The organism is Kitasatospora sp. NPDC006697, assembly GCF_042869935.1.
Taxonomy (GTDB): Bacteria; Actinomycetota; Actinomycetes; order Streptomycetales; family Streptomycetaceae; genus Kitasatospora.
The window spans coordinates 105,531-130,307 of sequence record NZ_JBIAGU010000026.1 but is presented as its reverse complement, the minus strand read 5'-3'; the positions used below and the strand labels follow the sequence as shown (position 1 = coordinate 130,307).

20 protein-coding genes and 1 riboswitch are annotated in these 24,777 nt (G+C 70.7%); of the genes, 3 read left to right on the top strand and 17 right to left on the bottom strand.

What is annotated here, in order from left to right:
• Positions 1 to 116: 116 nt before the first annotated feature.
• The 6 genes from ACFYNO_RS29945 to ACFYNO_RS29920 all read right to left on the bottom strand — a co-directional run bounded on the left by ACFYNO_RS29945 (position 117) and on the right by ACFYNO_RS29920 (position 9,105).
• A complete protein-coding gene (locus ACFYNO_RS29945; protein ID WP_388019442.1) occupies positions 117 to 1,007 on the bottom strand; it encodes a hypothetical protein in 891 nt (296 codons plus the stop codon).
• A gap of 357 nt (positions 1,008 to 1,364) precedes the next feature.
• Positions 1,365 to 1,643 carry a hypothetical protein gene (locus ACFYNO_RS29940; RefSeq protein WP_388019439.1) on the bottom strand — a complete coding sequence of 93 codons (279 nt, stop codon included), beginning with the start codon at positions 1,641 to 1,643 and terminating at the stop codon, positions 1,365 to 1,367.
• Positions 1,644 to 2,015: 372 nt separating this feature from the next.
• Positions 2,016 to 5,219 carry a tetratricopeptide repeat protein gene (locus tag ACFYNO_RS29935; RefSeq protein WP_388019436.1) on the bottom strand — a complete coding sequence of 1,068 codons (3,204 nt, stop codon included), beginning with the start codon at positions 5,217 to 5,219 and terminating at the stop codon, positions 2,016 to 2,018.
• Positions 5,220 to 5,788: 569 nt separating this feature from the next.
• Positions 5,789 to 6,469, bottom strand: a complete 681-nt coding sequence (locus ACFYNO_RS29930) for a hypothetical protein (protein ID WP_388019433.1) — start codon at positions 6,467 to 6,469, stop codon at positions 5,789 to 5,791.
• Entirely contained in the window at positions 6,470 to 7,393 is a 924-nt protein-coding gene (locus tag ACFYNO_RS29925; protein WP_388019430.1) for a hypothetical protein, read from the bottom strand. It lies immediately after the preceding gene.
• Positions 7,390 to 9,105 (bottom strand): hypothetical protein, encoded by a 1,716-nt coding sequence (locus ACFYNO_RS29920; RefSeq protein ID WP_388019427.1) that lies wholly within the window; start codon positions 9,103 to 9,105, stop codon positions 7,390 to 7,392. Before ACFYNO_RS29920 ends, ACFYNO_RS29925 begins: the two co-directional genes overlap by 4 nt.
• A gap of 193 nt (positions 9,106 to 9,298) precedes the next feature.
• Here ACFYNO_RS29920 and ACFYNO_RS29915 point away from each other — a divergent pair, with 193 nt between their 5' ends.
• Positions 9,299 to 10,021, top strand: coding sequence for an NUDIX domain-containing protein (locus tag ACFYNO_RS29915; protein WP_388019424.1), 723 nt, complete (start codon positions 9,299 to 9,301; stop codon positions 10,019 to 10,021).
• A 46-nt stretch (positions 10,022 to 10,067) separates the two neighbouring features.
• Here ACFYNO_RS29915 and ACFYNO_RS29910 read toward each other — a convergent pair whose 3' ends face one another.
• The 11 genes from ACFYNO_RS29910 to ACFYNO_RS29860 form a co-directional block, all read right to left on the bottom strand.
• The gene (locus ACFYNO_RS29910; protein WP_388019421.1) at positions 10,068 to 10,967 is read right to left on the bottom strand and encodes a hypothetical protein; all 900 of its coding nucleotides are present in this window, start codon (positions 10,965 to 10,967) and stop codon (positions 10,068 to 10,070) included.
• 93 nt (positions 10,968 to 11,060) lie between these two features.
• Positions 11,061 to 12,332 carry a nucleotide disphospho-sugar-binding domain-containing protein gene (locus tag ACFYNO_RS29905; protein WP_388019418.1) on the bottom strand — a complete coding sequence of 424 codons (1,272 nt, stop codon included), beginning with the start codon at positions 12,330 to 12,332 and terminating at the stop codon, positions 11,061 to 11,063.
• 16 nt (positions 12,333 to 12,348) lie between these two features.
• Complete coding sequence (locus ACFYNO_RS29900) at positions 12,349 to 13,293, bottom strand: Gfo/Idh/MocA family protein (RefSeq protein WP_388019415.1); 945 nt, start codon at positions 13,291 to 13,293, stop codon at positions 12,349 to 12,351.
• Complete coding sequence (locus tag ACFYNO_RS29895) at positions 13,293 to 14,678, bottom strand: NDP-hexose 2,3-dehydratase family protein (protein WP_388019412.1); 1,386 nt, start codon at positions 14,676 to 14,678, stop codon at positions 13,293 to 13,295. Before ACFYNO_RS29895 ends, ACFYNO_RS29900 begins: the two co-directional genes overlap by 1 nt.
• Entirely contained in the window at positions 14,675 to 15,979 is a 1,305-nt protein-coding gene (rfbH, locus tag ACFYNO_RS29890) for a lipopolysaccharide biosynthesis protein RfbH (RefSeq protein WP_388019410.1), read from the bottom strand. Before rfbH ends, ACFYNO_RS29895 begins: the two co-directional genes overlap by 4 nt.
• Positions 15,980 to 16,006: 27 nt before the next feature.
• A complete protein-coding gene (locus tag ACFYNO_RS29885; RefSeq protein ID WP_388019407.1) occupies positions 16,007 to 16,924 on the bottom strand; it encodes an NAD-dependent epimerase/dehydratase family protein in 918 nt (305 codons plus the stop codon).
• A gap of 68 nt (positions 16,925 to 16,992) precedes the next feature.
• Positions 16,993 to 17,976, bottom strand: a complete 984-nt coding sequence (rfbB, locus tag ACFYNO_RS29880; protein ID WP_388019404.1) for a dTDP-glucose 4,6-dehydratase — start codon at positions 17,974 to 17,976, stop codon at positions 16,993 to 16,995.
• Positions 17,973 to 19,040, bottom strand: a complete 1,068-nt coding sequence (locus ACFYNO_RS29875; protein WP_388019401.1) for a glucose-1-phosphate thymidylyltransferase — start codon at positions 19,038 to 19,040, stop codon at positions 17,973 to 17,975. The genes rfbB and ACFYNO_RS29875 overlap by 4 nt, the downstream gene beginning before the upstream one ends.
• A 144-nt stretch (positions 19,041 to 19,184) precedes the next feature.
• A complete protein-coding gene (locus ACFYNO_RS29870; RefSeq protein WP_388019398.1) occupies positions 19,185 to 19,760 on the bottom strand; it encodes a dTDP-4-dehydrorhamnose 3,5-epimerase family protein in 576 nt (191 codons plus the stop codon).
• A 381-nt stretch (positions 19,761 to 20,141) separates the two neighbouring features.
• A complete protein-coding gene (locus ACFYNO_RS29865) occupies positions 20,142 to 20,942 on the bottom strand; it encodes a hypothetical protein (RefSeq protein ID WP_388019395.1) in 801 nt (266 codons plus the stop codon).
• 226 nt (positions 20,943 to 21,168) lie between these two features.
• Complete coding sequence (locus ACFYNO_RS29860) at positions 21,169 to 21,966, bottom strand: aminotransferase class IV (RefSeq protein ID WP_388019392.1); 798 nt, start codon at positions 21,964 to 21,966, stop codon at positions 21,169 to 21,171.
• 162 nt (positions 21,967 to 22,128) lie between these two features.
• A riboswitch (M-box (ykoK) riboswitch) is annotated at positions 22,129 to 22,306 on the top strand.
• A 301-nt stretch (positions 22,307 to 22,607) separates the two neighbouring features.
• On the opposite strand from ACFYNO_RS29860, the gene ACFYNO_RS29855 reads away from it, so the two are divergent.
• Positions 22,608 to 24,251 (top strand): NRAMP family divalent metal transporter, encoded by a 1,644-nt coding sequence (locus ACFYNO_RS29855; protein WP_388019389.1) that lies wholly within the window; start codon positions 22,608 to 22,610, stop codon positions 24,249 to 24,251.
• A gap of 145 nt (positions 24,252 to 24,396) precedes the next feature.
• Complete coding sequence (locus ACFYNO_RS29850; RefSeq protein WP_388019386.1) at positions 24,397 to 24,756, top strand: Uma2 family endonuclease; 360 nt, start codon at positions 24,397 to 24,399, stop codon at positions 24,754 to 24,756.
• Positions 24,757 to 24,777 lie beyond the last annotated feature (21 nt).

Sequence of the window (24,777 nt, the reverse complement as noted above, 5' to 3'; positions counted from 1 at the left end):
CTCGGATGGCGCCAAGCCGGAACGACGTCAGCCGGACGCCCCAGCGGATTTTCTACCCGTCAGGGTGCCGCCGTAGGCGTTCGGATTACTAACCCGACAAAGCGGGATGTCTCACCCTAGGCTGACAGAGAGGGGTTCACCTGAGGTTGAACCGCGATGTCTGGTTCCGGTGACACTTCACGGATGTCCACGCCCTCTGGAGCGGTGCACTCGAAGTGGTACACCTCCGCGTCCTGGGCTGGCGCCCGTATCGGCACCGCCCACGCCCGGAAGGCTGCCTTCGCAAGCCACTGGTCCCGCCGTCTGGTTCGGCGGCGGAACCACTCGTCCTGGGTGTCGTATCGCAGTTTTACGATTCGCGGTTGCCCAGGCTCACCCGGGGTCAGGACACAGAGCAAGTAACTGAGAGCGAAGCAGGTGACCGCGTTGTGGAAGGGGGACGTGTCCACGAAGAGGCGGGTCCGCTCCTGTTTCGACAGGCCCCAGTCTCGGTCTTTCAGCTTCTTCCAGTCTGTATCGCTCCAGGTCGTGTGATCCAGTGCAGCGATTTTGATGAGCTCCGCTGGAAGCTTGTCCGCGTGTGGGCTCGTCGGATCCCTATCGAAGTCCCGGCGGATCGCGCGGCTGGCGAGGTTGATCAGGATCTCCCCGCCGATCCGTGCTGCGACCTCGCTCGGTAGTCGGCAGATTGACTGCCCGGAAGCATCCCGGAGATCGAAGTGGACCGAGAGCTCACTTTTGTCCGCCAGCGCCAGGGGGACGACAACACGATTGCCGCCTGGCACCACGATCACCGGAGCAAGGGAGGGCACGGTGAAATCAATGCTTGCCTGGCAGACGGAGGACTCGGAATTACGGAAGCTGTAGGAGTCGACCCGGCGGCGGATCCACTCCTGCCGAGCAGCCCAGGCCAGTCCCACGGCGACGCCGACGTAGCCGATGTAATCCTCCGAGAAGGCGACATCGAGATTACTGGGCCGTTGCTGCAGGGGTGCTGCTGTCGTCATGGCGATCGCCTGCTCCGTCTTGGCTCTCCTTTCACGCTAGGCCCTCCTCAGAGCCACAGCACGCTGCAGAATCGGTTTCGCACACGACGTCGAGCCGGGCGCCATTGTGGCCCAGGAGGCGACCACGCCGACCAGCGAGGCGGTAGGGCTCAACTACCGGGTAGGGTCCGGTTGCCGAGGTCGGGTTTCAGCGCCTCTCCCGGAGGCCTTTTCGGCGCCGCCGAGACTCCTGGCGTCAACTTGGCCGTCGACGCCCAGCCGGTGACATCCCCGAGGAAACCATCCGCACCGTGGCCCCGGCTTGCCTCAGCCGCTTGCCGTGATCACTATGGCACCGAGTTCGGGGATGCCGTTGGGTTACGGACGGATCGTGGTGTTGTCGCCAGTGACGGCCGTGCCGATTGTCTGCGCGGCGATGGATCGTTCACCGGACGCGGTGATCGTCACCGCACCGGCCGCGGGAAGCTGGGAGGCCAGTTCGGCAAACAACTGCGGATCCTCCCGTAGCGTTCGCTTGATCTGCTGGCGCAGCGCGGCCGCAGCATCGGAGTCCCCAGGCTCCCCGGCCGCCTCACGCACCGCCGCCTCCAGCTCCGCGCGCTCAGCCTGGCTCCGGCGCCGCCAGATCGCGTGCAAGATACTGCGCCCTGCGTTCGCCGTGGCTCCCACCGCAGCGTCCTCAGCCCGGGCCAGCACCCCCGCACCATAGGCACCCAAGGCCGCGCTCAAATATGGCCCTGCCTGCTCCACAAACTGCACGATATCCGCGCCCACAAGCCACCCCTGAGTTCCTGTCATTGACTTAGGTCAGGGCATCAGGCTAGGGCGTCCAGCTAGTGAGTGCGCGGCAAATCAGCAATTCGCGGCCCGTTGATCGGCCTCACTCACGCGACTCAAGTGACTACCTTGCCGTCCTTGACGCAGCCTGGCTGCACTCCCATCGCCAGGCCGCTGACAAGGGAAACGGAGACCTGTCACGGGAGTACTAACGGTCAGCCCCGAAGCGGCCTACACGGCTGAGTCAATCCTTGCGCGGATCTGTGCGACGAGCGGGTTCTCCGGTCCCAGGGTGGGCTCGATCCGGTCGAGGGCTGCCTGGTAGAGGGCGATCGCCTTCCGAAGGGCGCCCGCCTCCTTGTGGGTGTCCGCCAGGGTGAGTTGGGTGATCAGGATGTTCGGGTGGTCGCCGAGGGTCTGCTGCCAGTGGACGAGGGCGGCTTCGTACAGTGGCACGGCCTGATCGGGATGGCCGTCGGCTCGGTAGATCTCGGCCAGGTGCCGCCGTTGCTCGAGGGCGTCAGGGTGGGTGGCGCCAAGCTCCTGTTCGGTGCGCGCGACGCTGTGTTCCAGCAGCCGAGTCGCCCGGGCGAGGCTGCCGGACATGCCGAGGATGCGGGCCAGCATCGCGGTGCACTGGAGCGTTTCCGAGTGTGTGCCGCCGTGTTCGGCGTCCAGCTGCGTGCGGAGCTCCTCCAAGACGGCGACTGCCTGGGTGGCGTCACCGAACTCAAGGTGGGCGGCGGCCAAATTCGTTCGGGCGGTGACGGTGTGCGGGTGGGTGGCGCCGAAGAGGCGGCCGGCGCTGTGCACGGTGACTTCGAGGAGTTGGAGGGCATGCCGGGCGTCACCGACCGTGAGGTAAGCGGTGGCCAGGTTGCTCCGGCACAGCACGGTGTGAGGGTGGTCCTCGCCGAGCGACCGCATGCACCGTTCCAGCGTCGTCTCCGCGAGGGTGACGGCACGGGCCGGGTCGTCGGTTAGGCGCAGGGCTTCGGCCAAGCTGATGCAGTTGGCCAGGGTGTCGGGGTGGGTGCCGCCGAAGACCTGCTCGCACTGGGCGGTGACGGTCTCGAATAGCGGGACGGCGCGGGTCGGGTCGCCCGCCGCGAGGTGGGCTTTGGCGAGGCCGCTTCGGGTGGCGAGGGTGTGAGGATGCGTCTCGCCGAGCAGCGCGGCACGATGCTCGAGGACGGTGTCGTAGTGGTCGATCGCCCGTTCAGTGTTGCCGGCAACCCGGTATGCCTCTGCCAGCCCGTTCCTGGTGGTCAGGGTCTGGGGGTGGGCGTCGCCGAGCAGGTGGGCGCTCTGCGCAGCTGCGGACTCCAGCAGGGCGATCGAACGCGGCGCCTGCCCGGCGTCCCGGTAGGCACAGCCGAGGTTCGCGCGGACGGCGATGGTCTCCGGGTGCGCCTCGCCGTACACCTCCTCGCTCCGGGCCAGGGTTGTCTCCAGGAGCTGTGCCGCTCGGTCGGGGCGTCCGGCGCTCGAGTAGGCGTAGGCGAGATTGTTCCGGCTGGTGATGGTGTCAGGATCGCTGTCGCCGAACGCCTTCTGCCGTTCGGCGAGGACGGCGGCGTATATCGGGATGGCGCGATCCAGGTCGCCCGAGGCGAGGTAGGCCGCAGCCAGGTCGCCTCGGCTGCTCAGCGTGGCCGGATGAGCAGGTCCGAGGGACTGCTCGTGTTGTGCCACGGTCGCCTCGTGCAGGGGGATGGCGCGATCCAGGTCGCCTGAGGCTTGGTACGTGCGGGCCAGCTCCTCGCAGCTGACGAGGGTGTCGGAGTGGTTGTCGCCGAGCGCCTGCCGACGGCGGGCCAGAGTGGCTTCGTGGAGCGCCATGGCGCGGGTCAGATCGCCGGAGTCGCGGTATGAGTTGGCGAGGTTGGAGGCCACCGTGAGAGTCCCGGGGTGCGAGTCGCCGAAAACCCGTGTGCACTGGGCGACCATCGGTTCGAGGATCGCGATGGACCGGCTGAAGTCCCTTGCTCCGTGGTAGGCGTAGGCCAGGTTCGCACGGACCTTCATGGTGAGCTCGTGCTCGGCTCCAGCGAGCTCCTCGCAGCGGGCGAGGGCCGCGGTAAGCAGCGGGACAGCGCGGGCGTCGTGTCCGTGGCCAATTAGGTAGTCCGCAGCAGCAGCGTACCGTCCGGCGGGAAAGGTGTCTGAGTGACCGCTAGGAGTCGTGGCCGCGAGTGTGACGAGGTGTGGGAGCAGTTGCTCCCAGGCAGAGGACCGGCCGGAGCTTGGTGGCTCCCCAAGCGGGACTACCGCGGCGCACAGTAGCCGTTCGGCCTCCAGACGGCCCGCTGGCGCCGAGCCATCGAAGGTCGGCTGGTTCCGGAGAGTCGCCTGGACCAGTCGGTGGACGCTCACCGTGTCGCGGGTGAGGGAGACCATGCAGTAGGCGCGGAGGAGCCCGAGGGCCTCGTGCAAGTCGTCGGTGTCGTCGTCGGCGGTTGTGGCCAACAGGTCCACCGGGATGTCGTCGGGCGCCAGCCACGCCAGCGTGGACAGGACAGACACCGCCAGCGGGTTGCGATCGGTCAGGGTGCTGATCGTCTGGCGCCAGATCCGAGCGATGGTTCGCTCGGGGTCATGGCCGTCTGAGACCTTGTCCAACTTGGCCGTCAGCTTGCGGCGGTAGCTCTCGATGCCGATCGTCGGGTTCTGCGCGAGGTAGGCACCGGCCTGCTCCAGCGCGATGGGGAGTCGCCCGAGATCGGCGGCGAGGGCGCGGGCCTCCTGCAACTGACGGGGGTTCGGCGCCGTCCCGCCGAGCACGTGCCGGTAGACCAGTTCGCTGGCCTCGGCCAGATCGAGGACATCCAAGGCGAGCGCTGGGACGGTGGCCGGCCAGCCGAGCGCTCGCCGACTGGTGGCGATGATGCAGCCGTCCGGTGAGCCGGCGTAGGGCCGAAGGTCGGCCGGGTCCTCGACGTTGTCGAAGACCAGCAGCCAGCCGGGGTGCCACTGCAGCCACATCATCGCCCAGGCGGCGCGTTCCTCGATGGCAGCATGGCTGGCCCAGGCGGGGATCAGCCGCAGGGCAAGGGCGGCCAGTGACTGCTCGATGTGGGTGGGCGAAGCCGCGTTGATCCACCACGCCACGGTGTGGTCGCGGCGGTGTCGGTGGGCGTACGCGAGTGCCACGGTGCTCTTGCCGACGCCGCCGAGGCCCTGGACGATGACGGCCCCGGAAGCCCATTGCCCGGGCTCCGACGCGAACGTGCCGCGCAGCCTGACCAGCGCATCCGCGCGGCCGAGACACAGTGGGAGTGGCGGAAGGTTGGTGAGCCCCACAGGCGCCTGCACGTGGCGCGCCGAGTTCAGCAGTTCGGCTGGCAGGACGGTGACTGAGCCGGTGATCGCCATGCCGATGCTGTGGGCGGCGACAGACCCGGGCCCGGTCGCTTCGAAGGCGAAGTTCGTCATTGTGCGGCCTGCCAACCCTGGCTGCCGACGGTGGCCGCCAGCTGGGTCTTGCCGCTTCTAGGTACGCTCCGGCCTGGACGGGACCGCCCCACCGACAGCTCCCTGCGCGTGCTCATCTCCGCCCCCTCCGGACGGGCCAGGTGCCGTCCTGTCCAGCACGCAGCGTACGCGCTACCTCCCGGTTGGGTCAGAATCGGCCGGGCTACGGTGGCGTGCCGGTGGCCCCAGCGTGCTGGTCAGTTGTGGGGCATCGACAAGCGCGGGTCCCTGACGGGGCTGGAGCATCTGGTGTGGCATGTGCGGCCGGTGTGCGGCCGGACGCCTTTGGACGAGGTAGCACAGCGTGTCATGTTCGAACTCTCCGCACGTGCTCTGAACAGGCAAGACGGCAACACGGAGCACGAGTTGACACCTGGCGTCACGAACCCTCGTGGCCTCGTAATGCGTAGGTCATGGGTTCGAATCCCATAGGCGGCTCCGAGAAGGCCAGGTCATGCAGCCCATGACCTGGCCTCTTTTGGTTTCCTTGCTCTGCGGCGCACGTCGATGACCCGGGGAGCCTCTGTTCCTCAGGCACTCGCGGGCCCGGCGGGCGGTGGTGACAGGGCCGGGTGGCTGTTCAGCCAGGTCGTGTCGAATTGCTGCAGGGCGATGGAGTAGAGGAGGCCGGGGGACCGGGCGTAGAGGCACGGGGTGTTCCGGCCGTGGGCGGAGCTGGTGTAGAAGGTGAGGTAGGCGGCGCGGTCGGTGGCGATGACGCGGCAGGTGTTGGGAAGGTTGAAGCCGCGGAGCTCGAAGTGGTGCTGGGTGCGGGCCACGCGGGTGAGGTAGTCGATGTTCGCCTGAACCTGGGCTCTGAGCAGATCGGGAGTGAAGCCGGGGTCGAAGCGGCCCAGGTCGTCGGAGCGCCGGTCGAGCCAGGAGTCGCCTTGGGCGCGGGGGTCGGGGAGCAGAACCTGGATGGATTCCGGGGAGAGCTCGCCTGACCACAGGGGGGAGAAGACCTCTCGGGTGAGCACGTTGCCGCGGCCGGCCAGGACCTTGATCCAGCGGGCTTGGCGCAGGTCGCGAGCGAGGTCCTGCTCGGCGGCCGACTGACGGCGGTAGATGCGGCCGAGGCCGGTGCCGGTGTACCGGGAGCAGGCGGCGACCAGCCACCACAGGGGGCGGGAGCCACGCAGGAGTCCGAGGACGAGGGCGAGTGCGCTGGCGGCGAGGGAGCTGAGCACGCCGTAGAGGAAGGCCGACATCTAGCAGTCGTAGGGCAGGTCGGGCAGGAGCAGCCGCAGGACGTGGGCGGCGTTGCGGGCCGCGAGTTCGTGGAAACCGTGGCCCTTCTCCTCGTCGGCGTTGTCGGAGATGCCCCGGATGACGATCCAGCCGGGGTTGGCGTCGCCGTTGACTGAGTTCTCTTGCCAGTACTGACTGAGCCCGCCCGCCTCCATGTCCACGGCGAGGACCTTCTCGTGGTAGTCCGTGAGATAGCTGCGGATCTCACTCCCGCCGTCGGCGATGACGGCTTCGCCGGAGCCGATCACGCCGGGGAAGACCTCGAAATCGGCTGATGCAGCCGGGAGCTGGTTGCTGAAGCGGGCCGGGGTTCCGTGCTGGGTGAAGAAGGCGTTGACCCCGTGCACGACAGCGGCCGGCGACTGCCGGTGCTCCCCGCGGCGGCGGACGTCCCCGTTGGGGTTGATCTTGCGGTTCTCGTAGTAGACGACCTCGGTGGAGACGATGACGTTGCCGATGCGGGCGTGTTCCCGGTGGAGCCCGCCGCCCACGCCGATGAGCACCCACAGCCGCGGGTCGTAGTGGCGGCGGAGGTTCTCGAGCGCGGCCATCGCCGACCGCTGTCCCTGACTCTGGCTCTGGGTGGCCACGATGCGAACGGTCGACTCCGGTGTGGTGTGGCTGCCCCGGTAGAAGTAGAGGCCGCCGGGCTCCCGGTGTCGTTCCAGGCCGAACTCGTCGATCACGGAGCGCAGTTCCTCGCTCAGGATGGTCACCACGCCGATGTCCCACCCAGTCGCCCGCTGGTTGTCGGCCGAGCCGTTGAGCCGAGCGGTCGGGCCGGGGGAGGGGGCAGTCACGGAGACCTTGGCGTGGTCGCCGATGGCGTTGTTGCTGAAGGTGTTGCCGCTGCCCCGGCTGGTGATGCCGCGGTTGTCGGTCACTGCTTTCCTCCACTGTCGGGAGCGCCGGCTCCTGCTGTTTGGTTGGCGCCGACGGCGACCTGAGCCGAGTCGCCGAGCGCGTTGTTGCTGAAGTTGTTGTTGTCGCCGAAGTTGAAGATGCCGCTGTTGATGATCTGCAGCGCGCGGTCCTTGAAGGCCGACACGTCGACGTCCTTGGAGAAGAGGAAGTCGCCGGTGGCGTGCAGCAGCCGCTCCTCGATCGTCTTCATCCGGCCCAGGACGTCGGTCTTCTCCAACTGGACCTTGGACCATGCCTGTGATGCCTCCTCGCGGATGCTCACCCGGCTGCCGACGAGGAGGTTGCGGATCGGTGTGGCGGTGAGGTCGCTGGGGAGCAGCGCTGCCTTGCCCAGGGCGAGCAGGTAGCGTCCGGTGCGCCACGAGTGTTGGACCTCCATCGGCAGCGCCGCCAGCCCGCGGAGCGCCGACCAGATGACCGCCGTGCCTCCGTGGTGTCCGAACTCCTTCGTGCGTTGGAAGGACCGAGGTGTGTGGGCGAGGACGCAGGCCGCCGTGGAGATGCTCAGAGTCCGGCCCTGCAGGCTGACCCGTAGCAGGACGGTGGCGATGTACTCCGACCCCTCGATCGGAGTGGTGATTTCCAGGAAGTGGTGCTCCTTCGAGCCGGGAGTGTTGATGATTGCGCGCACGTCGGCTTCGTCGAACTCGAGGTGGAGGAGCGCAGGGTCCGCGGCCACATCGGTCTCGGCCACGTAGATGCGGTCACGAACCTCGACGGTCAATCGGACGTCGTGCTGGTCGGAGTTCAGCTGCTGCACGGCCTCGCGCAGGTAGTCCACCAGTTCGTGGGCCCGAAAGGGCGGTACGGCGTGCTCGCGTTCGGAGAGGGGGGCCTCGTCGTTGCCGGGACGCAGCAGCTGGATGCTCATCGGCGGGTTCCAGTGGTAGACGATCTCACCGGCTCCGATGAACGGCGATCCCTCACCGAAGAGGGTGATCCTTGTGAGGTCGTCCTCCTCTTCGCCCTCGGGGTCGTCCTCGCTGTGGCGGGGGCGGCGGTACACGGCGCAGATGTGCCGCTGTTGACGGTCCGCCACCTGCTGCCGACGGGACAGCCGGGCCGGCCGGAGGGTGGGCGCCCGGAGCAGGTGGTTGAGGATCAACTGGCGGAGGGCTCCGAAGCCGAGGCTCAGGAGCGCCATTCCGATGGCCACGCGGAGGGCCGTCGCTGCTTGGGCCGGTTCGATGACGATGATGGTCAGACCCGTCAGGGTCAACGAGGCCATGGCGACGCGGATGAGCTTGAGCGGCGACGGACGCGCCGGGGTTTTCCTCGGGAGGAACACGTCGAGGAGATGACTCAGCCGTGGGAAGAGCCGGGCGAAGAGGCGTGGCCTGTCCGTGGGGAGCAGACCGGGGAACTGGCGGCGGTCCCGTTTGGGCCGCAGGCCGCGGCGACCGGAGCTTCGCTGGGGACGGGGCTGCCGGCCGCCTTTCCGGAGGTGCATGGCGTGGCGGAGTAATCGGATCAGTGCGAGCCCGCAGATGATGAGGATGGTGGCGGGCACGGAGCCGGCGAGAGCCGGGGCGATCGTCGCCCCTATCAGTGCCACCCGTAGGAAGGTGGCCAGGGCCGCGGCTCGCCACGCATGGTGCATGACGGGAACGATGTCGAACCCGTAGGACGGGGCGACCCTCCGGTGGGGAGCGGTACAGACATCGTCGATCACCAGGTCGCGGAATCGCTCGTCAACGTAGACGCCGGTGCATAAGTGGCGGGTGGCGGCGGTGGGCGCAGCGGCCGCCCTCTTGGCGGGTGGTACACGAAACCTGATCATGCCCTGCCCTTGCCTCGTCGAGTTAAGGTCCATGAGACCATAAGCGCCGAGCGTGTTTGAGTCAATAGGACCTTTAGGGGGTCGGATGGATGACTGGCTGAAGGAATCGAACGAGGTGGAGCCGTCGTGGCTGACCGTCGATCTGGCGATCTTCACAGTCAGGGGCGACCAGTTGATGGTGCTGCTGGTCGAGCGGGGGGTCGAGCCCTTCCTTGGCTGTCCTGCGCTGCCCGGGGGGTATGTCCAAAAGGATGAGACCCTGCGGCGGGGGGCGCTTCGTGAGCTCTGGGAGGAGGCCGGAATCGACGGCAGCCGACTACACCTGGAGCAGTTGGGTGCCTATGCGGATCCCGGTCGTGATCCGAGGGGGCGAGTGGTCACCGTCGCGTTCCTCGCCCTGGGGCCGGATCTGCCTGTGCCGGTGGGCGGGACCGACGCGGAGCGCGCGTACTGGGCTCCGGTGCGCGAACTGTTCGAGGGAGAAGTGGAGTTGGCGTTTGACCACGCGGTCATCCTGGCCGACGCCCTGGAGGAGATCCGGCGGAAACTCGAGTACACCGCCGTCGCGACGGCGTTCTGCGGAGAGGAGTTCACCCTGAGCGAGCTGCGGGCGGTCTATGAGGTGATCTGGGGGCAAGCCTTGGACCCGAGCAACTTCCGTCGCAAGGTGCTGAGGACCACGGGGTTCCTGGAGCCGACGGGGAAGCAGCGGCTGCCTCCCACGGGGCGTCCGGCTGCCGTCTATCGGCGGGGGAGCAGCTGGCTGCTGAGCCTGCCCCTGCTGCGTACCGGCGGGCCCACCGGGTAGGCCCGGTGCCCGTGCCGCCCCTCCCGGGGCGGCACGGGGCGTCACGTCAGCGGTGCGACGGCTTGCGGCGGCGCAGGAGGAACAGCACGCCGGCGCCGGCGGTGAGGGTGGTGGCGCCGATGGCGGCGATGGTGCCGGTGCCGCTGCCGCCGCCGGTGAAGGCGAGGGAGGGGCCGGCCGAGGTGGTGGCGGTGGTGGTGGGGGTGGCCGTGGGGCGGTGGGTGGTGGCGCTCGCGGAGGGGGAGGCCGCGGCCGAGGTGGGGGCGGCGGGGTCGGTGATGGTGAAGAGGGCCGTGGAGTAGCCGACGAACTGGGTGCAGGTGTCCTTGCCGGTGCTGGTTGCGGTCGGCGAGGGGGAGGTCGTGGTGGCCGGCGAGGCGGTGGGGCCCGGGGTGCCCGTGACCGGGGCCGTCGGGAGGAGGTACTCGCCGGTGTCGTCGCTCAGGGCGGCGGAGCCGCCGGTCTCGGTGCTGCCGTACTTGCCGGCCAGGGCGTGGGTGGTGGCCGTGACGCGGATGCCGACGGTGACCGAGTCGCCCTTGGCGAGCTGGTAGGTGCCGGTGCTGATGATGCTCTGGCCGTCGCCGGTGCCGAAGCTCGCGGGCTTCCAGTCGCCGCCGGGGAGCTTGAGCTCGACGGTGAGGGCGTCGGCCATGTGCTCGGTGGGGGCGTCGTCGGCCGCCACGTAGAAGGAGGTCTGGAAGTCCTTCACGTCGTGGCCCGTGGTGTTGCGGAAGACGGCGGTGCTCTCCACCGCGGCGCCGCCCTTGACCAGGGTCGCGCCGGACAGGCCGGTCCAGGTGGTGGTCAGCTCGGGGTGGCTCTGCACGCCGCCCTGGCAGGTGGCGGCGGCGTGGGCGGCGGTGGTGGTGAGGCCGGTGCAGGCGGCGGCGAGTACGGCGCTCGCCGCGAGGGTGCGGAGGGTGGTGGTACGCGGGGAACGCAAGGTTGTTGCTCCTGGGCGGGAAGAGCGGGAGGCCGGGCGGAGAAGAGCCCGCCCGGCCCTCCGGTGCAGTGCGCACACGGTCAGGCGCGCAGGTTACACAGGGGCTATGCCGGGGCTCGGGGCGGGGTGGCGGGCCACCAGTTCCTCCAGTTGGGCGACCACCTCGCCCGGGGCCGGGGCCGCCAGCATCTCCTTGTGCAGGGTCCGGGCGCCCTCGGCGAAGGCGGGGTCGGTGAGGAGGCGGGCGACGGCGTCGCGGGCGGATTCGGGGGTCAGGGTGGCAGGGGGGATGAGCAGGCCGGCGCCGTGGTCGGCGATGTAGCGGGCGGTGATCTCCTCGCCCCAGAAGGGCATCGGGGTGGTGAGCTGGGGCACCTGGTGCGCGACGGCGGCCGCGAAGGTGCCGCCGCCGCCGTGGTGGATGATCGCGGAGCAGGTGGGGAGCAGGGCGGTGAGGGGGAGGTAGTCGACGACGCGGACGTTCTCGGGGAGGGTGCCGAGGGCGGCGGCGTGGGACTGGCCGATGGTGGCGATCAGTTCGATGTCCAGGGTGGCCAGGGCGTGGACCAGGTCGGGGAAGGAGACGCCGCTCTCCTTGAAGAGCTGGCGGCCGCGGCCGCCGATGCCCAGGGTCAGGCAGACCCGGGGGCGGGTGGGGCGCTGCTGGACCCAGTCGGGGACGCTGGCCGAGCCGTTGAAGGGGACCCGGCGGATCGGCAGGTGGGTGAGGGAGGTGGGCAGCCGCATGCCGGGGGGCATCGGGTCGATGCTGGCCTGGCCGAGCAGCAACTCCTCGTCGTACTCCAGGCCGTACGGTTCGAGCATCGGGGACATCAGCCAGGTGACGGGGTCGCGGCGGACCGGGGTGCCGCGTTCGGCGAGGGTGCGGCGGGACTTCTCACGCAGGAAGCCGATGTTGTCCCGGCCCCAGAGGAAGCGGACCTGGGCGGCGCCGACCACCCGGGCGGCGACGGCGGCCGGTACGCAGAACGGGTCCCAGACCACCAGGTCGGGCTGCCAGTCCCGGACCACCCGCACCAGGGCGGGCAGGGCCGGGCGGAAGGCCACCAGCACCCGGGTGAGCTTGAGCCACTGCATCTCCCACTGCGGGTTGTCGTCGCCGGTCAGCGAGAGGAAGTCGTCCAGCTCGGCCAGCTTGTCCAGGTTGTTGCCGAACTCCACCACCTCGCCGAGCTGTTCGTCGATCAGCGGGACGGCGGTCAGGCCGGTGGAGGTGACCAGCCCGGTGGCGTCGGGGTGGATGGCCACCCGGACCTCGTGGCCCGCGCCGAGCAGTGCCCAGGCGAGCGGGACGATCGGGTGCACGTGGGCGGGGGCGGGGAAGATGGTGAACAGGACGCGCATCGGCCCTCCGGAAGAGTCAAGAGAACTGGCGGATGGTGGCGAGGAGTTCGGCCTGTCGGAGCAGGTCCGGGTCGGCCGGTGCGCCGCTGCGGACGGCGGCGGCGAAGGCGGCCACGGTGGCGGCGACCTGGTCCTCGGCGGGCAGGTCGACGGGCTCGGCGCCGGTACGGCGTTCCAGGCGGACGGCCGGGCGGAAGCCGGCGGGCGGGGTGAAGGCGCGGTCGACGGTGATCCGGCCCTCGCTGCCGCAGAGTTCGTAGCTGGAGCGGTAGCCGTGGTCGAGGCCGTAGTCGAGCTGGGCGGTGACACCCTGCGGGGTGCGCAGCAGGGCCGCGCCGGAGGTGTCCACCTCGCGCCCGGCACTGGCGGCGGCCAGCACCTCGAGCGGGCCGCCGAGCAGGTGCAGGGCCGCCCGCACCGGGTAGACGCCGGTGTCCCAGAGCGCGCCGCCGCCCAGCTCGGGCTGGTACCTGATGTCCCCGTCGGGCAGCCGGGGGACGGTGAACGTGGCCCGGAAGGACCGCAGTTCGCCGATCGCCCCGTCGGCAAGCAGCCGCCGCACCGCCGCGTGCTGCCCGTGGTGCACGAACATCACGTTCTCCAGCAGCACCAGCCCCCGGTCCGCCGCCAGCTCCAGCAGGGCGCGGGTGCGCGGGAGTTCGGTCGTGAGCGGCTTCTCGGCGAGCACGTGCTTGCCGGCCAGCAGGGCCCGTTCGACCCACTCGGCGTGCAACGCGGCCGGCAGCGGCACGTACACGGCGTCGAGGTCGGAACGGTCCAGCAGGGCGGCGTAGCCGTGCACGGGGGAGGCGGCGAACCGGTGGGCCGTCGACGCGGCCTTGGCGGCGTCCCGGCTGGCCACCGCCGCGACCTCGATGTCGTCCGCGGCCAGCATCGCGGGCAGCATCCGGCGCACCGCGATGTCCGCGCAGCCCAGCACGCCGATCCGGATCGGTTCCATCAGCCGCGCACCGCCGTCGCGTTGAGGCAGGCCAGCAGGGTGCGGCCCTGGACGTTGAGGTAGTGGCCGTGCCGGACCAGCCAGGTCAGCTGGCCGGGGGTGACCCAGGCGTAGCCGGGCGGCGGGTCGAGCGGCACCTCGGTCTCGTCCACCTCGACCAGCAGGTAGCGGCTCTCGGCGTTGAGGAACCGGCCGCCCTCCTCGGAGTGCACGGCCTCGTAGCGGATCCGCCCGGGGTCGGCGGCGAGCACCAGGTCCAGGAAGGGCGGACGGTCCTCCTTGGCCAGGTGGGCGTAGTTCTCCGGCGTGTACTGCACGGTCGGGCCCAGCTCCACGGTGTCCAGGAAGCCGCCCTCCACCCGGGCGTGCGCCAGCAGGTGCGGCACCCCGCCGATCCGGCGCAGCAGGAAGGCGGTGACGCCCAGCCCGCACGGCTCGAACAGCGGCTGCGACCAGCTGGCCACCTCCCGGCTGCCGGCCTGCACGCCGACCGCGACCACGCTGAAGTAGCGCCCGTCCTCGCGGTCGATCGCGTCGGCACCGCGCCGCCAGCCGGGGAGCGAGCCGAGCGCGGTGCGCCGCACCCGGACCTCGTGCCGGGAGCGCTCCGCGGTGAACCAGGAGAGCAACTCGCCGTCGGGGAGCAGCGCGCTGCCGTCCCGCTCCCCGCCGCCGAGCGGCGCGCAGGACAGCACGGTGCGCGCGTCCATGTTCACCACGTTGTCCAGGTGCAGCAGTTCGCCGATCTGGCCGAAGGTCAGCCAGCAGAAGTCCTCGTGCGGCGGGACCTCGCCGACCGCCTCCACGATCATGTTCCGGTTGGACTTCCGGAAGAACCAGGAACCGTGCTCGGACTGCAGCGAGTCGGCGAGCACCCGGCCCCGGCCGGGCTGGGTGAAGTACTCGATGTACCGGACGTCGCTGCCCTTGTGCACCTTGGTGTAGTTGCTCCGGGTCGCCTGCACGGTCGGCGAGAGCTGCAGCAGGTTGCGGTTGCCGGGCTCCATCTTGGCCTGCATCAGCACGTGCAGCACGCCGTCGAACTCCTTGACCAGCAGGCCCAGGATGCCCACCTCGGGCTGCTTGATGATCGGCTGGTGCCACTCGCGGAACGGGCCCTCGCCGGTGCTGACGTGCAGGCCCTCCACGGTGAAGAACCGGCCACTGCGGTGCCCGAGGTTGCCGCTGGCCTCGTCGAAGGACCAGCCGTCCAGTTCGGCGAACGGGATCCGGTCCACGCTGAACCGGTGCGCGAGCCGCCGGCCGGCCAGCCAGTCGGCGAAGTCCTCGGTGCGCAGCCCGCTGCCCTGGGCGGCCGCGGCGGACCGGGCGAACCGCGCCTGGTCCGAGGGGTCGTGGCGGGGCCGCAGCAGCGGCGCGGTCATGAGCGCGCCTCCGTGAACTCCTTGATCGAGGCGATCACGTAGTCCAGCATCTCGCTGGTCAGGCCCGGGTAGACGCCGATCCAGAAGGTGTGCTCGGTCACCAGGTCGCTGTTGGCCAGCGTGCCGACCACCCGGTGCGGAGCGTTGAGGTAGGCGGGGTGCCGGGTCAGGTTGCCGGCGAAGAGCCGCCGGGTGCCGATCCGCCGGCCCTCCAGGAAGTCGACCAACTCGGCCCGGCTGTACGGTGCGTCGGGCGCGACGGTGAGCACGAAGCCGAACCAGCTCGGGTCGCTGTTCGGGGTGGGCTCGGGCAGCAGCAGGTGCGGCAGCCCGTCCAGACCCTCGCGCAGCTGGCGCCAGTTGGCCTTGCGCGCGGCCACGAACTCGTCCAGCCGGGCGAGTTGGGTCAGGCCCAGGGCGGCCTGCAGGTCGGTGGACTTCAGGTTGTAACCCACGTGCGAGAAGATGTACTTGTGGTCGTAGCCGGCCGGCAGGGTGCCCATCTGGTAGTCGAACCGCTTGAGGCACTTGTTGTTCTCGCCGGGCTCGCACCAGCAGTCGCGGCCCCAGTCGCGCAGCGACTCGACGATCCGGGCCAGCGCCAGGTTGCTGGTCAGCACGCAGCCGCCCTCGCCCATGGTCAGGTGGTGGGCCGGGTAGAAGCTCACCGTGGTCAGGTCGCCGAACGTGCCGGTGAGCTGGCCCCGGTAGGTCGAGCCGACCGCGTCGCAGTTGTCCTCGATCAGGAACAGCTCGTGCTCCTCAGCGAGTTGGGCGATCTCGGCGACCTCGAAGGGGTTGCCGAGGGCGTGCGCGATGATGATCGCCCGGGTCTTCGGGCCGATCGCCTCGGCCACCCGGGCGGCCGTGGTGTTGTAGGTGGAGAGCTCGATGTCCACGAAGACCGGCACCAGGCCGTTCTGCAGGATCGGGTTGACGGTGGTGGGGAAGCCGGCGGCGACCGTGATCACCTCGTCGCCGGGGCGCAGCCGGCGGTCCTCCAGCAGCTCCGAGGTGAGCGCGGTGGTGGCCAGCAGGTTCGCCGAGGAGCCGGAGTTGGTCAGGTGCGCCTTGCGCTGCTTCATCGCCTTGGCGAACTGCGACTCGAACTTGCGGGAGCTGACCCCGGCGGCGATCCGCATGTCCAGCGCGGCCTCCACCAGGGCCACCCGGTCGTCTTCGGTGAGCACCGCGCCCGACGGCCAGATCTCGGTCACCCCCGGCACGAACTCCTTCTGCGGCTGGGCCTCGTGGTGGTACTTGCGGACCTGGTCCAGCACGAGTTCTTTCTGGGTGTTCATCGCGTCTCCTTCATCGGGACGTGGCGGTCAGACGTGGCGGTCGTCGGGGGCGCCGGCGGCGGCGGTGAGCAGGTCGCGCAGCGACTCGTCCAGTCCGCGGCGCGGGTACCAGCCCAGCAGGCGCCGGGCCTTGGCGATGTCGAGCTGCTGCCGGTCCACATCGGTGCGGGACGGCGGGGGAGCGGCGGTCTCGGCGATCCGCACCTCCAGCCCGCTCGCGCGGACCAGCCGGTCGATCAGCTCCCCCATCGGCAGTGCGGCACCGCCGCCGATGTTGAGCAGGCCGGCGGCCGGGTCCAGCGGGCCGGGGGCGCAGACGGCGAGCACCGCGTCCACCACGTCGCGGACGTCGACGTAGTCGCGCTGCGCGGTCATCGGCGGCAGCTCCCACGTCAGCGGCTCGCCGTCGCCGCGCGCGGCGGCCGCGGCCAGCCGGGCGCCCAGCGCGCCGAGCAGGCTGCCGGGCGGGGTGCCGGGGCCGCAGACGTTGGCGATCCGCAGCACCACGGCCGGCTGGCCGGCCGCGGCCGCCGCCAGCACCGCCTCGGCGCCGGCCAGCTTGGACTTGCCGTACGGGGTGACCGGGGCGGGCGGCTGCTCCTCCGGCGTGCCGGCGCCCGGCGTGCCGGGGCCGTACTCATGCACGCTGCCCAGCTGGACCAGCCGGGCGGCGGGCGCGGCGGCCCGCAGCGCCTCGGCGAGGGTGCGCACGCCGGAGCCGTTGGCCTCCCACATCTCCTGCTCGCTCGCCTGCCAGGCCCGGCCCGCCGCGTTCACCACCAGGTCGGGGGCCGACTCGGCCAGCCGTTCGGCCAGTTCGTCGACTCCCGTGCCGGCCAGGTCGATCCGGATCGGACCGCGGCGGGCGGCCCGGAGCACCTGGACCCCGGCGCCCTCCAGCGCGCGGGCGATCCGGCTGCCCAGGAAGCCCGAGGCCCCCAGCACCAGCGCACGGCGCGCTGCCCCGTTCCCCGCAGGCTCGTTCCCCGCTGCCCCGTTCCCCGCAGCCCCGCTCACCGCTTGCCCGCCGCGTGCTTGACGCCCTTCCACCACTGGGCGTTCTCCCGGTACCAGGCGACGGTGTCCGCCAGCCCCTGCTCGAACGGCACCAGCGGCCGGTACCCCAGCTCGCGCCGGATCTTGCCGTCGTCGATCGAGTAGCGCAGGTCGTGCCCCTTGCGGTCGGCCACCCGGCGGACCTTGGAGCGGTCGGCGCCGGTGAGCCGGAGCAGGTGCTCGGTCATCTCCAGGTTGGTCCGCTCGTTGCCGCCGCCGATGTTGTAGACCTCGCCGGGCCGGCCGCCGTCCAGCACCAGGTGGATCGCCCGGCAGTGGTCGTCCACGTGCAGCCACTCGCGGGCGTTGGAGCCGTCGCCGTAGAGCGGCACCTCCAGCCCGTCCAGCAGGTTGGTGGTGAAGAGCGGAATCAGCTTCTCCGGGTGCTGGTACGGCCCGTAGTTGTTGGAGCAACGGGTGGTCGAGACGTTCAGGCCGTGGGTGCGGACGAAGGAGCGCACCACCATCTCCGCGGCCGCCTTGGAGGCGGCGTACGGGGTGTTGGGCAGCAGCGGCCACTCCTCGGTCCAGGAGCCCTCGGTGATCGAGCCGTAGACCTCGTCGGTGGAGATGTGCACCATCCGCCCGACGCCGCTGCGCAGCACCGCATCCAGCAGCCGCTGGGTGCCGACCACGTTGGCGTGCACGAACTCGCCGGCCGCCGCCAGCGACCGGTCCACGTGCGACTCGGCGGCGAAGTGCACCACCGCGTCCTGGCCGGGCAGCAGCCGGGCCAGCAGGTTCTCGTCGCAGATGTCGCCGGTGACGAACTCCAGCCGGGGGTGGGCGGCCGGCAGGTTCTCCCGGTTGCCCGCGTAGGTCAGCTTGTCCAGCACGGTGACCCGGGCGCCCTCCCAGCCCTGGTAGCCGTCGGCCAGCAGGGTGCGGACGAAGTGCGAGCCGATGAAGCCGGCCCCGCCGGTGACCAGGATGCGCCTCACGCCGCCACCTCCACCCGGGTGTGGTCGCCGACCACCAGGCGGTGCTGGTCGGTCCCGTGGCTGCTCGGCTCGACGGTGGCGCCGCGGCCGATCACCGAGCCGTACAGGCCCTTGACCCGGGAGACCACCGCGCCGTCCAGGGTGATCGAGTAGTCCAGCTGGGTGCCGCTGATCACGCAGTTCCGGCCGACCGAGGTGTGCGGGCCGATGTGGCTGTGCTCCACCAGGGTGCCCGCGCCGATCACCGCCGGGCCCTCGATCCGGGAGCCGACGATCCGCGCGCCGGGCTCCACCACCACCGGGCCGACCAGGGTGCTGTCCGCGTCCACCTCGCCGCGGACGTCCCGGCGCAGCCCGTCCAGCAGCCGGCGGTTGCACTCCAGCACGTCGTCCACCCGGCCGGTGTCCTTCCAGTAGCCCTGGTAGAGGCTGGCCCGGACGTCGGCGCCCTGCTCGACCAGCCACTGGATGGCGTCGGTGATCTCCAACTCGCCGCGCGGGCTGGGCTCGATCGCGTCCACCGCCCGGTGGATCGCGGCGGTGAAGAGGTAGACGCCGATCAGCGCGAGGTCGCTGCGCGGGTCCTGCGGCTTCTCCACCAGCCGCTCCACCCTGCCGTCCGGGGCCACCTCGGCCACGCCGAAGGCGCGCGGGTCCGCCACCTTGTGCACCACCAGCTGGGCGGCCGGGCGGTCGGCGGTGAACTGCCCGGCGATCTCCACCACGCCCTCGGGGAGCATGTTGTCGCCGAGGTACATGATGAAGTCGTCCTCGCCGAGGAACGGCCGGGCGAGGGCGACGCAGTGGGCCAGGCCGAGCGGCTCCTCCTGCGGGACGTAGGTGATCCGCAGGCCGAGGGCGGAGCCGTCGCCCAGCACGGCCTCGATCTGCGGGCCGCGGTCGCCGACGATGACGCCGACCTCGGTCACCCCCAGGTCGCGGATGTTCTCCAGGACGTGGACCAGGACCGGCTTGTTGGCCACCGGGATGAGCTGTTTCGGCATGGAGTAGCTGAACGGTCGCAGGCGGGTGCCAGACCCGCCGGAAAGCACCAGGGCCTTCATGGGGATGTTCCTCTCCGCATGACAGTTGACGGTGTTTCGGCGATGGACGTGTTCCAGCGGTTCGATGTGCTCCAGCGGTTCGGTGTTCGGATGTGCGGTGCGGCCGCGGTCGGCGGGGCGCGGTGCGGTGCGGTGCGGCCGGCCTCAGCGGCGCGCGGACCACTCGGGCAGCAGCCCGGCGGCGATGGTCTCCTTGAGCGAGCGGGCGCCGGCGTCCTTCTCGGACATCAGCGGCGGCTCGGTGAATCCCCAGTCCAGGGCCAGGTCGGGGTCCAGCGGGTCGATGTCGATCTGGGTGCCGGGCAGGTAGGTGCTGGAGAGCACGTAGCAGATGCAGGCGCCCTCGGTCAGGGTGAGGAAGCCGTGCCCGACCCCCTCGGGGACGTAGACGCTGCAGCCCGAGGCGTCGTCCAGCAGGTTGCTCAGGCTCTGCCCGAAGGTCGGCGAGCCCAGCCGCAGGTCGACCAGGAAGTCGCGCAGCGTGCCGCGCACGCAGCTGACGTACTTCGCCTGGCCCGGCGGGATGGTCACGCTGTGGATGCCGCGCAGCGTGTTGCGCCGGGAGACCGAGTGGTTGATCTGGCGCGGCTCGAACGCCTGACCGGTGGCCCGCTCGAACTCGTCGGTTCGGAAGGACTCGTAGAACGAGCCGCGGTCGTCGACCAGCTGGTCGGGGGTGATCAGGTAGCAGCCCGGGATCGCCAGTTCAGTGATCCGCACGGCCGCTCCGTCCTCGGGTGGGCAGGGGGAAGCTGCGCATCTGGGGCTCCTTGGATCGCGCGCTCTGCGGTGACGGGTCGGACCGGGCGTCGGTGCGTGCGCAGCCGAGTCGGCGGTCCGCGGCTCCTCCGGCCGGGAACGGGTAGCGACGTGGCGCTTCCCGCTGAGCTGACGATCTGTCAAGCAACTGGCGGCCAACGGCTATTGGCGGCTCGATAGACGACCGGGGAGGATGTCTCCAGGATCTTCGGGCCGCGTTGCGACCAAAAGGCCAGCAGGCGACGGGGACGTGTCAAGATGTGTCGGTTCCGTGTCCGCTCGATGTCATGGATGGTGACTGATCATCAGTTCTATTGGTTGAAACGGTAGTTGACCTCCAGATCAGCGGGCCGCGCGGCGGCTGAAGCAGGCGTGCACGTCCGCCTCGGTGTAGTAGGTCCGCCCGCCCGAGCTGCGCCGCCGCCAGCGCTGCTCGCTGGCCAGCCGGTAGACGGTGCCGACCGGGGTGTTCCAGAGCAGCGCGATGTCCGCCGCGGTGAGCCAGCGCTGGACCGCCGGCCGGGCCGGGCCGGCCCGCCGCAGCACCCGGCCCAGCTGCGTCCACTGGTCGCCCTGCCAGCGGTGCTCCGGGTCGGCGTCGCACTCGATCGCGGTGAGCCTGCCGGACCCGCCGGCAGGGGCGGTCAGCGTCCCCGGGCAGCCCGGCCGGACGCAGGGGCCGACCGGCAGCCGGCGCCGCCGGTCCGGGCGGGCCACCCGGCTGGCCTCGGCCAGCACCCGCCCCACCTCCTCGCCGGCCTCGCCGGCGGCCGGGTGCGCGGCCAGCCAGTCCAGGTGCCGCAGCAGGAAGCCGACCAGTGGCCGGACCTCGCGCTTCGGCGCCTCCAACTCCCGTTCCGCGGCGACCAGTCCGCTCCAGGAGCCGAGGGTGGCCAGGATCGCCGCCCGGGTGTCGGCGGCGGCGGTGTTGAACCGGATGCCGGGCAGTGGACCGCCGGTCGTCCGCTCCCGCGCCGACCGCGGGGAGCTGCCGAGCAGTTGGGCGCACTCCTCATAGATCCCCGGGAGTGCGGTCAGCGCGCGGAGCAGCCCCTCCCGGCAGTCCGCGCAGAGTCTGGTTCCCGCGCCGGGTGCCGCCTCCTCGCAGCCCACCCCCGCGCAGCGGAGCGGATCCTCGTCCATGGCGCCATCCATCACTGTCCCCCTGCTCGCGATACCACCGCGAGAACACAGTTGACCTGGTCGTGACACGAACACGGCGATACTACAGCGGTACGGCGAACGTCCCCGGGGCGTGCGGAGGCCGGGCCCGTGCCCGCCGCTGCCGGCAAGGGTGCTCGGTATCCGGTCGATCTCCGTTCGGCGTGTCGCGGGGTCGGGGCCAGGATCGGGGTCGGGGTCGGGATCGTCAGCCGGCGGCCGGGTCGAGGGGTTCGCCGGGCAGCGCCCAGTACTCCTCGCGCAGCCGGTCCAGCAGCGGGTGCGCGGCCGGGAAGGCGTGGTCGTCCACGGCGGTGACCGGGCGCACCCCGATCGCCGTGTTGGTGGCGAAGGCGGCCTCGAACCCCTCCAGCCGGTCCAGCCGCACCGGCACCGTGTCGTGGTCCGGGTGCAGCTCGCGCAGCAGCCGCATGGTGACCCCGGCCAGCAGTCGGCCGCAGGGCAGCACCAGCCGCCCGCCGCAGACGAAGCCGATGTTCCAGGTGGCGCCCTCGCTGACCAGGCCGTCCTCGGTGGTGAAGAGCGCGTCGTCCCACCCCTCCCGCTGGACGGCCCGGCGCAGCCGCAGCGCGCCGTACAGGCCGACGTGCTTGGTGCCCGGGTCCTCGCGCTGGTAGCCGACCGAGCGCACCCGCAGCGGCGGCAGCGCGGTCGGCCCGGCCGCCCGGGTGCTGATCAGCAGGTGCGGATCGCCGGTGGCCGCCGGGTGGCCGAGGTCGAAGCCGGGGTCGTAGACCGTCACCCGCACGACCAGCGGCGCGCGCTGCCCGGCCAGCGCCGCGGCGAGCTGACGGCGCACCAGACCGGTGTCCAGCTCGGTGCCGAAGAGCTGCGCGCAGTCCCGGCGCAGCCGCTCCAGGTGGTGGGCCAGGCCGCGGACGGTGCGGCCGTCCTCGGTGCGCATGGTGGTGAAGTGGCCGTAGGGGGTGAGGGCGAGCGCGGCCAGCTGGTCGGCAGCCACCGGGCGGCCGTCGAGGAGCATCATGGGCGCCAGCATTCCACCCCGGGGGCCGGCCGGTGGCGGGTGATCGTTCCCACTCGTCACGCGTTCCGGATCACAGGTCAAGATTTGGCAAACAGGTCAAGCGAGGATGATGGCGGGCGCTACGCTTGACGAGGTTCGCGACGGGTTCGCGGATCGAGATCGTAGGCACCTCGTTCGGTGAGGCGTCTTCACGGACACAGGCCACTGACCCCACGACGTCGAGAGACGCCCAGGGTCAGGACAGATCTTCCCGACCTAAGGGTTGATCCCAAGTGGCTTCCGGCCAGCAGCGCCGGATCACGCCGTGAAGTGCCAAAGCTCTGACGAGTTGGGGTGTACCAGCCTGCCCAAGCGGGCCGGTCCGCTCCTTGCCGTGTCGTCATGCGTGACGGGTCGTCCGCGCGCACCGGCCGGGAGGAGGCGAGAGACATGGATTGCAGTAGTCCGGGCCATAGTTGCCCCTACCCCCGCCTGTCCTCGTACTCCACCGGCACGCGGTGACCACCTTTTCTACGCGCTCCTCCGAGGCGGTGTCAGCCATGCGCTGACGCCGGGTCATCGGGGTGCCCGCACGTAGCACTGATGATTTCCGCGTGCCCCCGAACTCCCCCTGACGCAGAGGGGGCTGAGGGAGGTTCACCATGACCGACACCATCACCACCACGAACGCCGCGCCCGCGGCCGCCGTCCTCGACGACGCGCACATCGGCGACATCCAGGGCGCGCTGGGCACCATCCGGCTCGACGACGACGCGCCCCGCACCGGCCTGTCGGCGAAGCTGAAGACGCTGCTGGCGATCGTCGGCCCCGGCCTGATCGTCATGGTCGGCGACAACGACGCCGGCGCCTTCTCCACCTACGGCCAGGCCGGCCAGAACTACGGCACCCACCTGCTGTGGACGCTGTTGCTGCTGGTGCCGGTGCTGTACGTGAACCAGGAGATGGTGCTGCGCCTCGGCGCGGTCACCGGGGTCGGGCACGCCCGGCTGATCCTGGAGCGGTTCGGCAAGTTCTGGGGCGCGTTCAGCGTCATCGACCTGTTCCTGCTGAACGCGCTGACCCTGGTCACCGAGTTCATCGGGGTCACCCTGGCGGCCGGGTACCTGGGGCTGCCCAAGGTGCTGGCGGTGGTGCTGGCGGCGGCGATCATCGTGTCCTCCGCGTTCACCGGCTCCTTCCAGCGGTTCGAGCGGGTCGCGGTGGCGCTCTGCGCGGGCTCGCTGCTGCTGGTGCCGGTCTACTTCATGGTGCACCCCAGGACCTCGCAGCTGGCGCACGACTTCGTCGTCCCCAACATGCCTGGCGGCACCGGGCAGTTGGCCACGGTGATGCTGCTGATCATCTCGATCGTGGGCACCACGGTGGCGCCCTGGCAGCTCTTCTTCCAGCAGAGCTACGTGATCGACAAGCGGATCACCCCCCGCTTCATGAAGTACGAGAAGGTCGACCTCTGGATCGGCATCGCGATCGTGGTGGCCGGCGCGGCGGCGATGATGGCCTTCACGGCGGCGGCCTTCGCGGGCACCGGCGGGGTCGGCCAGTTCTCCGACGCGGCGGGCGTGGCGCGCGGCCTCGCGGAGCACGGCGGCAAGCTGGTCGGCGTGCTGTACGCGATCGCGCTGCTGGACGCCTCGATCATCGGCGCCTTCGCGGTCTCCCTCTCGACGGCGTACGCGATCGGCGACGTCTTCGGCATCAAGCACTCGCTGCACCGCGGCGTGGGCGGCGCCAAGGGCTTCTACGCGGTCTACGCCGGCGTGGTCTGCACGGCGGCGGCGATCGTGCTGGCGGCCTCCGACCACACCCTGGGCCTGCTGACCCAGGGCGTGCAGGTGCTGGCCGGGGTGCTGCTGCCCTCCGCCTCGGTCTTCCTGCTGCTGCTCTGCAACGACCGCCAGGTGCTGGGCCCGTGGACCAACGGGCCGAAGACCAACGCCTTCACCTCGGCAGTGGTCGGCGTGCTGGTCACCCTCTCGGTGATCCTGACCGCCTCGGTGCTCTTCCCGGACATCTCCTCCGGCGCGATCCTGGACATCATGGCCGGCTGCGGCGTCATCGGCGTCCTCGCCGCCGGCCTCGCCTTCACCCGCCGCCGCACCGCCACCGTCGAGGACCCCATCGACCGCACCGGCCGCGACACCTGGCGGATGCCGCCGCTGGAGACCCTCGCCAAGCCGGTGATGTCCACCGGCCGCAAGATCGGCATGGGCGCGCTGCGGACGTACCTGCTGATCGCGATGGTGCTGGTCGTGATCAAGCTGGTGGAGACGGCGCTGGGGCACTGACCGGGCGTTCGACCGGATGGCGCCCACCCTGGACGGGTGGGTGCCATCAGCCGTTCGGGGGACAGGCGGGCGGATGGGACGGAACTCTCGCCGCCCGGGGCCAGCGTGCGAGAAGCTGTGGCTCTACACAGGGCGGGGCCTGAGGGTGGAGACCTGCCGAACCGGCCGTGCTCGTGCGGACATCGTCCTGGCTCCGGACGGGAGTTTCGCGGGACAGGGCGAGTGGGCAGATGCCGCGCCGGTACTGATGGTGGTCGAGGTCACTTCCTACGACTCGGACACCGACGCCCGGGACAGGCGCGAGAAGGTCAGTGCCTACGCCGAGACCTCGATCCCCGTCTACCTCCTGATCGACCGGGAGCGGTGTGAAGTTCTCGTGTACAGCGCGCCGAGCAACGGTGTTGACGGGGACCTGATCCGCCGGCCGTTCGGCAAGGACGTCGAGATTCCGGCACCCGTATCGGTGGTGCTGGATACCGAGCACACGAAGAACTGGGTGCGGTGACACCTCGTCGTGCCGGCCTGT

What these genes read in the sequence shown, in the direction of transcription:
- ACFYNO_RS29860 (WP_388019392.1), bottom strand. Translation starts at nt 21,966, where the DNA reads ATGATGCTCCTCGACGGCCGCCCGGTGGCTGCCGACCAGCTGGCCGCG.
- ACFYNO_RS29895 (WP_388019412.1), bottom strand. Translation starts at nt 14,678, where the DNA reads ATGACCGCGCCGCTGCTGCGGCCCCGCCACGACCCCTCGGACCAGGCG.
- ACFYNO_RS29855 (WP_388019389.1), top strand. Translation starts at nt 22,608, where the DNA reads ATGACCGACACCATCACCACCACGAACGCCGCGCCCGCGGCCGCCGTC.
- ACFYNO_RS29865 (WP_388019395.1), bottom strand. Translation starts at nt 20,942, where the DNA reads ATGGACGAGGATCCGCTCCGCTGCGCGGGGGTGGGCTGCGAGGAGGCG.
- ACFYNO_RS29900 (WP_388019415.1), bottom strand. Translation starts at nt 13,293, where the DNA reads ATGGAACCGATCCGGATCGGCGTGCTGGGCTGCGCGGACATCGCGGTG.
- ACFYNO_RS29875 (WP_388019401.1), bottom strand. Translation starts at nt 19,040, where the DNA reads ATGAAGGCCCTGGTGCTTTCCGGCGGGTCTGGCACCCGCCTGCGACCG.
- rfbH (WP_388019410.1), bottom strand. Translation starts at nt 15,979, where the DNA reads ATGAACACCCAGAAAGAACTCGTGCTGGACCAGGTCCGCAAGTACCAC.
- ACFYNO_RS29930 (WP_388019433.1), bottom strand. Translation starts at nt 6,469, where the DNA reads ATGTCGGCCTTCCTCTACGGCGTGCTCAGCTCCCTCGCCGCCAGCGCA.
- ACFYNO_RS29935 (WP_388019436.1), bottom strand. Translation starts at nt 5,219, where the DNA reads ATGACGAACTTCGCCTTCGAAGCGACCGGGCCCGGGTCTGTCGCCGCC.
- ACFYNO_RS29905 (WP_388019418.1), bottom strand. Translation starts at nt 12,332, where the DNA reads ATGCGCGTCCTGTTCACCATCTTCCCCGCCCCCGCCCACGTGCACCCG.
- ACFYNO_RS29915 (WP_388019424.1), top strand. Translation starts at nt 9,299, where the DNA reads ATGGATGACTGGCTGAAGGAATCGAACGAGGTGGAGCCGTCGTGGCTG.
- ACFYNO_RS29945 (WP_388019442.1), bottom strand. Translation starts at nt 1,007, where the DNA reads ATGACGACAGCAGCACCCCTGCAGCAACGGCCCAGTAATCTCGATGTC.